The sequence below is a fragment of the Aquimarina sp. 433 genome (assembly GCF_054054605.1).
Genome location: NZ_JBSWZK010000002.1, coordinates 530,441 through 543,372, shown reverse-complemented (window position 1 = coordinate 543,372; position 12,932 = coordinate 530,441). Strand labels below are relative to the sequence as shown.

The window sequence follows — 12,932 nt, the reverse complement described above, 5'->3', positions numbered from 1 at the left end:
ATATAAAGTCTTTAATGTATATTATGTGACTTCAAAAATACTAAAGCCCAAAAGATGTATTGTTAAACAATGTCTAAAAATTTTGACACTACTTTAGCATTCTATACTTTCAGCCAACTAAATTTCGATCATCATGAAAACACACATCTCAACTATCTTATTGCTGTTTTTTGCAAGTATTTCTTCATTCTCTCAACAAAATGCAACGAATGCGCAAGAGATACAGAAAGGATTGCTGCAGAAAGCACAATTAGAAAAATCATCAATTGTAAAAAATGTTCCGTTCGAAAACATTGGTCCTTCGGTAATGAGTGGTCGTGTAGTAGATGTAGATGTAAACCCACAAAATACAGCAGAGTTTTATGTTGGTTACGCTTCTGGAGGATTATGGTATACTAAAAACAACGGAACAACATTCGAACCAATTTTAGATAATGCTGAAACCATTAATGTAGGTGATATTGCGGTAGACTGGAAAAAAGGAACTATCTGGGTAGGTACTGGAGAAAATAATTCCTCAAGATCTTCTTATGCCGGAATTGGAATTCTTAAATCTGATGATAAAGGACAGTCATGGAAAAATGTAGGCTTAATTGATTCACATCATATAGGAAGAATTATTATCAATCCAAATAATTCTGATGAGGTAGTTATTGGAGTTACAGGACACTTATACTCTACAAATGATGAAAGAGGCATTTATAAAACAAATGATGGAGGTAATACTTGGAACAAAACATTGTTTGTAAATAATGAAACCGGAATTATTGATGTTGCTTACGCACCAGGTAATTTTAATGTTATGTACGCTGCAGCTTGGGATAAGGATCGAAAAGCATGGAATTTTGAAGGAAACGGAACTGGCTCTGGAATTTACAAGAGTACAGATGCAGGGAACACTTGGAATAAAATTTCATTAGATGGAAGTGGTTTCCCGACAGGAAATGGAGTAGGAAGAATAGGTTTAGCTGTTTTTGATGAAAATACAGTTTATGCTGTACACGACAGTCAATTTAGAAGGGAAAAAGGAAAAGAAACAAGTAAAAGTACAGGACTTACAAAAGATGATTTTAAAACAATGTCCGTAGATACTTTTTTAAATTTAGAGGATAAAAAACTAAATCGTTATCTAAAGACAAACGGATTCCAAGAAAAATATCGAGCAGGAAACGTGAAGCAAATGGTTCGTAGCGGTTCTGTAAAACCTATTGATCTTGCCAAGTATTTAGAAAATGCAAATGCTGCCCTTTTTGATACGCCCGTAATCGGTGCTGAAGTTTATAGAAGTGATGATGGCGGTAAAAGCTGGAAGAAAACACACACAGAATATTTAGATGATATTTTTTACAGTTATGGATATTATTTTGCTCAGATACAGGTGAATCCAGCAAATAAAGATCATATCTATATCTCTGGAGTGCCTATTTTAAAATCAAAAGACGGAGGAGCTACTTTTAAAAGTATCAGTGCAGAGAATGTACATGCAGATCATCATGCACTTTGGATAAATCCAAAAAAACCAAATCATCTAATTAATGGAAATGACGGAGGTGTAAATATTAGTTATGATGATGGAGAAAATTGGATAAAAGCAAATCAGCCAAGTGTAGGACAGTTTTATGCAATAAATGTTGATCATGAAAAACCATACAACGTTTATGGAGGATTACAGGATAATGGTGTTTGGGTTGGATCTGTTAGAGCAAAAGAAAATGTAGCTTGGCACCAAAGTGGGCATTATCCTTGGAAAAGTATTATGGGAGGAGATGGAATGCAAGTACAAATCGATAATCGAAATAGTGATATTGTATATACAGGATTCCAATTTGGAAACTATTTTAGATTAGATAGATCTACGGATGAGCAAACATACATTCAACCGAAACATGAGTTGGGAGAGTCTCCTTATCGATTTAATTGGCAAACACCAATTTTATTGTCTCCACATAATCAAGATATCTTGTATTTCGGAGGAAATAAATTAATGAGATCCATGAATCAGGGAGATGATTGGACAGCAATTTCTGGAGACCTTACTAATGGAGGTAAAAAAGGAAATGTAGCTTACGGAACATTAACATCTATTTCTGAATCTATATTTCAGTTCGGTTTAATATATACTGGAAGTGATGATGGATTAGTGTATGTAACCAAAAATTCCGGAGGAAATTGGACTAAAATTTCTAATAGTTTACCTAAAGATTTATGGGTATCGAGGGTTATCGCTTCTTCTCATAAAAAAGAACGTGTATATGTGACCCTTAATGGATATCGCTGGGATGATTTTAGTGCTTATGTATATATGAGTGATGATTATGGACAAACTTGGAAAAACATAGGAAAAGAATTACCAATCTCCTCGGTTAATGTGATTAAAGAAGATCCAAAGAATGAGGATGTTTTGTATGTTGGTTCTGATAATGGAGCCTATGTTTCATTAGATAGAGGAAAGACATGGCAGGCTTTTTCTAAAGGAATTCCGAACGTAGCTGTTCATGATATTGTTATACAACCAGAAGCAAATGATCTGCTCTTAGGAACTCACGGTAGAAGTATTTACAAAACAAATATAGAGCCTTTACAAAAGTTAAGTTCTAAGGTGCTTACATCAAGTTTGTATCTTTTCCCAATGAGTTCGATAAAAGCATCTCCAAGATGGGGAAGCTCTTGGAGTAAATGGTTAGAAGCATATGAACCTTCTACAATAGTGAAGTATTATACGAATAGTGCAGAGTCTGTTACTATAAAAATAACCACTCCCAATGGTAAAACATTAAGAGAGTTTTACTCAGATTCGGATAAAGGGCTTAATTACGCTGAGTATGATCTTACAATTTCGGAAAAAGGAAGAAAAGCTTTACTAAAAGAGTTTCCAGATGAGGAAGTTTCCAAAAAGAAAAATGGAAAATATTACCTTCCTGTAGGAAAGTATGAGGTAGTTATTAGCAAAGGAGGGCAAATAGAAAAGGTTCCTTTTGAAGTAAAATAACCGACAAATAAACTTGCATTTATTAGGTAGAGGATTTATATTCACATATACATAGAAGGTAATTTGTTTTTGTTTCTATGTATAAACGTTTATTAACCAACATAATGAACACGAACCTACTATATAATGCAACAATTATTTTTGTATGCTTAGCAGCTTTTGTTTTAGCATGTTGGTGGTTATATAGATATCAAAAAAATAAAAAAACAAGCTCCTTTATAGATACACTTATAGGAGCTAGCAATCCTAAAGAAAAATCTAAGTCTAAGAACTCTGAAGAATCTGAAGCTGTGCAAAAAGCTATCCAGAATTTTAGGATGTCTGGATTAAACCACATTTTTTCTGAAGAAGAATTAGAATTAATTCATTACGATAAGCCATCTCAAATAACAGGTATACTCAGTTATTTTTCCACCTCTTTATTTGATAAAAATAATCTAGATGATGTTCTCTGGGATATTGTGGAGAACTGTATTTCTCATCTACATTTAGAAGATTGCGTGATATATATATTAGATAATTCGAGAAAAGTTCTGATCCAAAAAGCAGCTTACGGTAATAAGGATAAAGGAGGGCGAACCATATTAAGTCCGATCGAAATTTCGTTGGGTCAAGGAATCGTTGGACAAGTGGCACAATCGGGAGAGTATGAGTGTATCTATAATGTAAATTATGATGATCGGTATGTTGTTGATGATATTAGTCGTAATTCTGAACTAGCAGTTCCAATAAAAATTGATGATAAGGTGGTCGGAGTGCTAGATTCAGAACATTCGCAAGAAGGTTTTTTTAATGAACATCATATATTACTCTTTCAGCTAATTGCTAAGTTAACGGCAAAAAAACTTGCCCAGATTGATATAAAAAACACATCAAACATTACTAATGACGATGTATATTTTAAAGAACTTCATTTTTTAATGAAGGAAGCCAAGATATACAGAGATGCAAGTTTAGGATTAGAAGGGATATCAAAAATGCTAAAAGTTAGTAGTAAGTATCTTTCTCAAATGATTGCTAAATTGAATGGTTCTAGTTTTGTAGATTATGTAAACAAGTTTCGAGTAGAAGATGCCAAATCTAAACTCAAAAACCCAAAATTCTCCAATTATACTGTACTTGCAATTGGTTTAGATTCTGGATTTAACTCTAAGTCAACATTTTATTCTGCTTTTAAAAAATATACAGGCATTTCTCCTAAAGAATACAGGGCAACAGCATTAGAAACTGAATAATTTTGTAAAAAAAGTTGTTCTTTTACACTAAGAGATTGATAATTATAGATCTGCAGTAATTTTTTTTACGTAAAAAACCTGATGAAGTACCTATATAAAATCATATTATTAAATGCTTGTTTTCTAATTTTTAGCATAGTTATTACTGCGCAAGTAGAGGGAACCTATCATGTGAAACCTTATACACATTTTAATGGTCTGTCGAATAATTGGGTTTCAGATATTTATCAGGATGATGATGGTTTTATGTGGTTTGCTACTCAATATGGATTAAATCGTTTTGACGGCAAAAGATTTAAGTTATTTACCTACGTTCCAGGAGATGCAAAGGCGTTAAGAGCTAATTGGGTTCGATGCATCACTCAGCTAAAAGGTGATGATAAGTTGTATCTAGGAACTCTTGGTGGAGGAGTAAATGTCATGAATTTATATGAGGAACATTTTGATTCTCTTTTTATCCCCAAGGATACATTAGATGATGATATTTCTATTGTAAACAATATAGTAAAGGATGCTAAAGAAAATCTATGGATTTCTTCTACCGCAGGGATATACCGTTATTATTTAAAAGATAGTACAGTAAGAAGATTTTATGATAAAAGTTCTTCTAATATTAGTATTGCTGAAGATGGATCAAAATATATACTTACACAGATATCCAAAGAAATATTTGTCGTTGATGGCGATACAGTTTTTAAACAAAATTTACCGAATGACAGATATAAAAATATCTCTGCTATTTCTAAAGATAGTTTCTTATTATATTCTAATAAAGAACTATTTATAGCCAGGAAATCCGATACGATTTGGAACCTTCAAAAATTGGGCTTCGAATCTGAATATAGAACCAGTGTGAGAGAACGTCCTTTTATTTTTAAAGATAAAAAAGGATATGTTTGGGTAAACGGGGGAGATAAAATCTATAAGTTTTCTCCAGATTTTAAGCATCAAGTGGTAATGCCTTTGCAAGAATTGCTAAATATTAAATCTTCTAAAAAGATTAAGGCAAATTGTATATTCCAAGATAGAGAAGACAATTTTTGGATTGGTACCAATTTAGGAGCATTTCAATTAATACCTCATAAGCCTTTTAGGCATCCTTTTTTAGGAACTTTAGGGCAGGTGAGGCAAGTTGTAGAATGTGGTAATAAATTATGGTTTGCACTAGGTGATGGTATTTATTCTTGGGATAAAGACACTGTCAATCCTCCTAAAAAAATTCAAAAAAGTACCGTAAATACTATAATTTGTGCTAGTGATGAATTTTTATATGCTTTAGGAAGAGACGACAAAGATCAAACAGCTTTATTAAAAATAAATCCGAACAACGAAAACACCATACCAATTTATTTATCAGATTTAAAATTTCCGTTAAGTGTTAGTTGGAAGATTACTGAAGATAAGAATCAAAGGTTGTGGATAGGTCAATGGGATAATATCATTATTTATGATCTTAAAAGCCAAGAGTATTTTGGTATTCCTGTCTTCGAAAACAATACTGGAATAATTGAGTTGTATCCGGATAATCAAGATAATATTTGGTTGGGAAGTATAGGTAAAGGAGTATTGAAATTTTCAAGTGCAAGTAAGATTACAAAAGACAGTAAAGTTAAGTTTAAACGATATGTACATAATATAAATGATCCCAAAAGTATAAGTTCTAATTTAATTCAATCTATTCATCAGGATAAAAAGGGATTCCTTTGGATAGGAACTGATGGAGGCCTTAATTGCTTGGATCCAAAAACCGGAGAGTTTAAAAGGTTTTTGCGAAGTGGTAAAATGCCTAATGATAAAATTTTAAACGTTACTAGCGATAAGAGTGGTGTGATATGGTTAAGTAGTATAAGTAATGGAATCATCTCTTATGATCCAGATAAAGATATATTTAAAACATATGACACACAAGATGGACTGTATGATAACTCTATGCTTTTAGGTTTTGCATACGTGGATGAACAAGGTTATGTTTGGATGGGAAGTGAAGGAGGTATTCAATATTTCAATCCCGATCAGTTGACTTTTTCAACTGAAAAAAAACCAAACCTAGTCTGGTTATCGTATACGAAATTCAGATCCGATACAACTATAGTATCTAAGTTTCCTAAAAAACAAGGATTAGTTGATAATGAAATTAAAGTATATCCAGAAGATCAGAGTATTACGTTTGATTTTCGGGCTTTAACCTTCGAAAGATCACAAAATGTTAGATATCAATTTTGGCTAGAAGGATTTCATCAGGATTGGCTTCCCGTTCAATCTGATGGAACTGTTACACTATCTTATTTACCAAAAGGGAAGTATACTCTAAAGGTTAAGGCATTTGATATAGATGATGCTTGGGAAATAGGAGATAGTGTTGAATTATCAGTAATACCGCCATGGTATAAAACGAACCTTGCTTATTTGCTATATAGTTTTTTATTATTCTTAATCGTTTTTGCATTTTATAAAATACAATTAAGAAGAAAAATTGCCGAAACAGAGAAAGAGTTTGTAAAAGACTTATCTCAATCTAAAACCCGGTGGTTCAATCAGATTGCTCATGAATTTAGAACACCGCTTACAGTAATTTTAGGGGCAACTGATCAAATTAGAGAGAAACTGACTAATTCTTCAGAAAAGAATACCAATGGACATCTCTCTCAGATTGAAAATCAAACCCATCATCTATCTAATCAAGTTCAAAAGATTTTAGAAATTGCTCAAATGCAAGACAATCAGTTGGAGATTCATGTGAGTGATGGAGATTTTGTAGCTTTCCAAAAGTACCTTTTTAACTCATTTGCCTCATTAGCTGATCAGAAAAGTATTGCGTTAAAATTTACAAGTTCAGATGAATCTGTTTTTGCATCTTTTGATGAAGATAAATGGAGAAAGATTAGCTCTAATCTAATTTCTAATGCTATTAAGTACAATCGCATTAATGGAACTGTTTCTTTAAATATAAATATTGATAAAAATAATAATACGGTTACAATTGATATAAGGGATACAGGAATTGGAATTGATAAACAGTTTCTTTCTAAATTATTTGATCCTTTCTCTAAAGAAAACACCGAAGACCCAAAAGGTGTTGGGTTAGGACTTACACTGACAAAGGAATTAATTCAATTGTTAAAAGGAACAATTACAGTGGATAGTAAAAAAGACAAAGGAACTTCTTTTAGAATAACTGCACCTTTAGATTTAGTTCCCAAAAGCAATAAAATCATAGAGCAAACAGATGATTTTATTATGGATCCTGATAAACCTATGGTGCTTATAGCCGAAGATCATAAAGAAGTACGATCATATGTTCATTTTTGTTTATCTCCAGATTTTACAATTATAGAAGCAGAGAATGGACTTATTGCTTGGGAGCTATGCAAAAAACATATTCCCGATCTCGTAATATCTGACGTAATGATGCCAGAATGGGATGGAATTAGATTAGGAACTGAAATCAGAAATGATCTAGCAACCAATCACATTCCTTTTATTTTATTGACCGCAAAATCCGGGCAGTCGAATCAGTTAGAAGGTCTGAAAATTGGGGCCGATGCATATTTAACAAAACCCTTTGATAGAAGCGAATTACTGATCAGAGTTGATAACCTGATCAAAACACGAAAAAAACTACAGGAAAAATACCAAAGAGGTGACACAACGATAACCTCAGAAAATGAAAAGATTGATCATTTTATGAAAGATGTTGTGCAGATTATTGAAGAAGAATTGGATAATGACGAATTTGGGGTGCCTCAATTAGCAGAAAGATTACACATTAGTAGAGTTCATTTATTTAGAAAAATCAAAAATTTGACTGGGTTACCACCAACCAAGTTTATAAGAAAAATTCGTTTGCAAAAAGCACATGAATTCGTATTAAGAAATGAGCTATCTATATCCGAGATTGCATACCAAACGGGTTTTAAAGATCCCGCATATTTTACACGAGTATATGTAGAAGAGTTTGGAAAACCACCTTCAGAATTTAGAAACAAATAGTTAGAATCCCTTTGTTTACAGTGTTTCTGAGCTAGATGTAACCAGAGTACAAGTCTATGTAACCATAGTGCAATACAATTTTTTAATCTCGCTTTACCTTGGTTGATATAATTAAAGTGACAAAATAAGATGTATTGATTTTTAGTGTCTACTAAAGTCAAGATCATGTTTTGTAATGGACAAAAAACAAGGTTATGAATATTCAGGAAAACAAAAACAACAGGATTGTTAATTCGATTCATGGATCAATTTGGGTATTACTCTTACTTATAATTGCTAGAATATCGAAAGATAATATCGGAGAGTTAGATTTTACTATAATTATCTATACCATAATTAGTTTGATCTCTTTTGTGATATTTTGGTTTTTTAGAGTTCGTTACATCTCTCTCTTTGCCTTACAAAACATAAATAGAGAATTTAGTTCGCCGAAAAAAAGAACTACATCACCGTTTCACAGTTACTACGAAACTTCCGTAGTAAAGTCAAGAAGAAAAGCGGATGATGCGCCAAGGAAACAAGAAGAGCCAGAATCTAAGAAAGAAATAACAAGCATACCATATCTTGAAGAAGTATTTTTAGACTTTGACAGTAATATATTAGAAAGAGCACCGATCCAAACTATATCCGTATTAAGTTACTTTGCTACCTCTCTTTTTGAAAAAAATAATGTAAATGATGTTCTTTGGGATATTGTAGAAAATTGTATCGCTCACCTTCATCTAGAAGATTGTGTGATTTATATGCTCGATAAAGAAAAAGAATACCTGATTCAAAAAGCTGCTTTTGGGAATAAAAATAATGGCGAAAAGAAAATTGTTAGCCCGATAAAAATAAAAGTAGGAGATGGTATCGTTGGCGCCGTTGCAAAATCCAAAAATTACCTACGAATTGATGATCTTAGAACAAATGACACATATATAGTAGATGATGTTTCGCGTTTATCAGAATTATCGGTTCCGATTTTTATTGATGGTGCTATTGTTGGCATTTTGGATTCTGAACATTCCGAACGAGACTATTTTACAGATGATCACGTATTTTTATTTCACCTTATTGCCAAGCTTACTGAGAAAAAACTAAAACAAATATGCAGTAACAATACTTCTTGTAGAATTACTGATGATAATATTTATTATAAAGAATTAGAGTTTTTAATGAGAGAAGCTAAAATATATCAAGATCCTCAACTGGGATTAGATAGTGTGGCTAAAAAGTTAAAAATTAGCAGTAATTATTTGTCTCAGCTAGTAAATAAATTAACTGGAAAAAACTTTGCAGATTACATCAATACGTTCAGAGTCGAAGATGCGAAAGCGAAATTGAGAAATCACAATTTTATAAACTATACGATTATAGGAATAGCACTAGAATCTGGATTTAATTCGAAGTCTACATTTTACAGTGCATTTAAAAAACTTACCGGTATATCCCCAAGTGATTATAGAAAGAATGGTTAAAAGTGTCCTGTTTTTTTGAAAGTCAAACTTTCGGGACATTAAATTCTATAGCAAGAATTATTTTTAGTCCGGTTAATAGATAACGTGCATTTTTATACCAGTAGAGATGGTATTAATAAGTGTTAGGTTATTTTTTGTGCAAAAGCAGTTTGTAATGACAGGTTTTTTGTCCAATCGCTTTTCATTACTATAGGATCCTCATTAAATATTCTAGTTATTTTTATTGAGGGTCCTTTTTTAAATTATAGGGTAATAATTTAAGCGATTATTACTACATTATTTAACCTAAAAAAATAATAAGATTTGCATATGAGAAGATTTATATCATTTGTGATATGTGCTTTTTCTACTAGTTTTTTTGGATATTCTTGTTTCTGGGATTACGACACTGTCGAAATGGAGAGAATGCAATTTCCTGATGTAATTGAGTTAATCTCTGGAAAATTTTTGAGGCATTCTCCAGAGTTTTATAGATGGAGAATAGCAGACAGAGAAGAAAAACTTAAAAGGTTTCCAGATAGCCTAGAATTATATGATGATCTTGCGGTTGCTTATTCTAAAATAGGAAATGACCCTAAAGCAATTCAGATTATTCTAAAGAAGGATAAGATTGCTCCAAATAATTATACAACATATGCTAATCTTGGTACTTTTTATATCCATAATGGTCAACTAGAAAAGGGAATTGAATATATAGATAAGGCAATTGCTATAAATCCAGATGCTCACTTTGGGAGAGAGATCTATCAAAAATATCTTGTGGAATATGTACAAAGTAAAATGAAAAATGGAAAAGTCATATTACCGTTATCTCCCGGATTTGATACTTCAAGAGGAACATTTCCGATAAAGACTTTTAATAATTTTTATTCTTTTTTAAGTAACAAATACTATAACAAAAGTGGAGATAATTTAAAAAGTAAATCACTACCCAATAAAGAGCTTCAAAAAGCAATTAAAGGAATTATGGGGATGATGAAGTTTGGGAATTACGACTCACCTGTTTTGCTAGAAGCACTCGGAGATTTATTAATGGCCGATGGTTGGAAAAAGGGAGCAAGACAGTTAGCTGCGAGAGCGTATTTTAAGGCGTCCTATCACAGTAAAGAGAAAGCCACAAAGTCATTATATGATCAAAAAATTGCACTTACACTTTATTATCAATACACCAAAAAAGGAGGAAGTCGATTTACGATCGATGCATTAGAAAAATCATTAAAAGAAGAAATTGCAGAAGGAGAAAAGTATTATAAAGAAATTCGTGAGACCGAAATACGATGGATAACCAATGGAAAAAACCCAGAGGTTGAGTTTTCGAAAAAGTATTACAAAAAACCTTTGGTAGGAAAAATAAAACAAGAAGCAAGTACTCCAACCGAAAAGGTAGAAAGTCATTATCATAAGTATAGACCTAAGACATCAGACACTCTAAAAAACCTTCCCAAAGACACTCTCGTGTTAAATGAAGCTATAGCAACTAAAGAAGATGTGATTACTGAAATAAAACAAACCGAAAAAAACACTAATACATCAAAAATACCTATCGCGATTTATTTTATAATTCCAGTTTTGATAATCATTCTTATCTACGTTGTAAAAAGCCGGAAGAACTAAGTTTTTTAGAGATTAAACCTTTTTAAAATGAAATATGCAATGCTATGTATGGTATTCATAGGTGTTTGTCGATCTCAGGCACAACATTGTTTCTGGGATATGTCTTCAATGATAATAATAGATGTTCGTGATATTAGAACAGGAGAAAAAATTCATGGTTTGACAATTAATATTACAGATGCTAAGGGAGTAGAATATGTGAAGAAGAAATTTATAGTTACACAAAAAATTGATGAGGTAATAACAAATCATCCTGGTTTAAGAAAGTTCCCTTCATATCATGATTATTATGTGCTAAAATTTGTTGAAAATGCTCAAAATTTACATGGAAAATTTATAACCATAAAAGACACACAAGTCAAAAATAGAGAAGGTTTCGAGAGTAAAACTGTACAGATCAAACCGGAACACTGTCAAAGCCTTTGTGTCGAGAATCCGATTTGGCAGCGTAAAGATTTGGTTAATAAAATGAAAATCAACGTGTGGTTAAAAAAGAAAGCCTTTCATAATAAGAACTAAATAATATCCGAATTCTTTGAAATTCAAACTTCTCGGACACCTAAAATAAGACCTGGGTTTATTTTTGATCAGATATTTTAATAATGTGTGATATGAGAAATGAATTTAGAATCAAAGGTTTCTTAAGACTATTGGTAGTGTTTTTTGCAGTTTGTAGTTGTGAATTAAAAGAAGATTTTACCAATGAGCCCCATTCTTTAGTTTCTTCAGAAAAAGTTGTAACTACTGATCAGCCTAGCTTTTCAAATACTGTGGTAAATGGAGAAACTCCTTATGGAGGAAGAGCAGCTCATACCTCTACTATTTTTGATAATAAAATGTGGGTGATTGGTGGCGTACAAAATCAATTTACTTATAATGATGTTTGGTGTAGTAAGGATGGCAAAAATTGGGAAGAAGTTACCCCAAGCGCACCATTTTCAGTTCGCTATGGACATGCGATGACCGTTGCTGATAATAAGATGTGGATTGCAGGAGGTACACAGGGAAATAAATATTTGAATGATGTGTGGTTTAGTAAAAACGGAAAAGATTGGATGCAGTCACAAAAAAACGCCCCTTTTTCTGCTCGTAGATGGCATACATTAGCCAGCCTAGAAAATAGAATGTTTTTGATTGGTGGGTTAAGTGATAATTTTGATGTAAAAGGAGATGTATGGACTAGTAGTGATGGTATACAATGGAACTTGATAACCAATCTGGCTCCATTTGGAAGGCGCTATGGACATGCTACAGTAGTATATGATAATAAAATATGGGTTATCGGAGGACATGATGATAGTGGAAATTACCTTAATGATGTTTGGTACTCTACAAATGGATTTGAATGGAATTTAGCCAGCGTAAATATTCCATTTTCTCCTAGAAGGAATCATGCAATAACTTTTAATAAAACAGGAATGTGGTTAACAGGTGGTATAGGACCACAAAATGACTATTATGATGACATTTGGTTTAGTCAAGATGGAATGGTTTGGGAGAAGATAAACGTTAAGAAAAATTTTCCATCCAGAGGCTATCATACTTCGGTGTACAATACAAACAAATTATGGATTCTAAACGGTTTTAGTCTACAAAATGGGGCTGTTTATTATGATGATATTTGGGGATATGAATAGTGTTTTA

At 32.3% G+C, this 12,932-nt stretch carries 7 protein-coding genes; all 7 read left to right on the top strand.

Going from position 1 to position 12,932, the window contains the following annotated elements; all coding sequences use genetic code 11:
* Positions 1-133 precede the first annotated feature (133 nt).
* The 7 genes from ACWNT5_RS06430 (at position 134) to ACWNT5_RS06400 (ending at position 12,925) form a co-directional block, all read left to right on the top strand.
* Entirely contained in the window at positions 134-2,989 is a 2,856-nt protein-coding gene (locus ACWNT5_RS06430) for a VPS10 domain-containing protein (protein ID WP_456516917.1), read from the top strand.
* Between the two features lie 104 nt (positions 2,990-3,093).
* Complete coding sequence (locus ACWNT5_RS06425) at positions 3,094-4,224, top strand: helix-turn-helix domain-containing protein (protein WP_299609825.1); 1,131 nt, start codon at positions 3,094-3,096, stop codon at positions 4,222-4,224.
* An 81-nt stretch (positions 4,225-4,305) separates the two neighbouring features.
* Positions 4,306-8,214, top strand: a complete 3,909-nt coding sequence (locus ACWNT5_RS06420; protein WP_456516916.1) for a hybrid sensor histidine kinase/response regulator transcription factor — start codon at positions 4,306-4,308, stop codon at positions 8,212-8,214.
* Positions 8,215-8,408: 194 nt separating this feature from the next.
* Positions 8,409-9,674, top strand: a complete 1,266-nt coding sequence (locus ACWNT5_RS06415; protein ID WP_456516915.1) for a helix-turn-helix domain-containing protein — start codon at positions 8,409-8,411, stop codon at positions 9,672-9,674.
* 309 nt (positions 9,675-9,983) lie between these two features.
* Positions 9,984-11,288, top strand: coding sequence for a tetratricopeptide repeat protein (locus ACWNT5_RS06410; RefSeq protein WP_456516914.1), 1,305 nt, complete (start codon positions 9,984-9,986; stop codon positions 11,286-11,288).
* Positions 11,289-11,315: 27 nt separating this feature from the next.
* Positions 11,316-11,807: a hypothetical protein gene (locus tag ACWNT5_RS06405; RefSeq protein WP_456516913.1), complete on the top strand. Its 492-nt coding sequence runs from the start codon at positions 11,316-11,318 to the stop codon at positions 11,805-11,807.
* 92 nt (positions 11,808-11,899) lie between these two features.
* Positions 11,900-12,925, top strand: coding sequence for a Kelch repeat-containing protein (locus tag ACWNT5_RS06400; protein WP_456516912.1), 1,026 nt, complete (start codon positions 11,900-11,902; stop codon positions 12,923-12,925).
* Positions 12,926-12,932 lie beyond the last annotated feature (7 nt).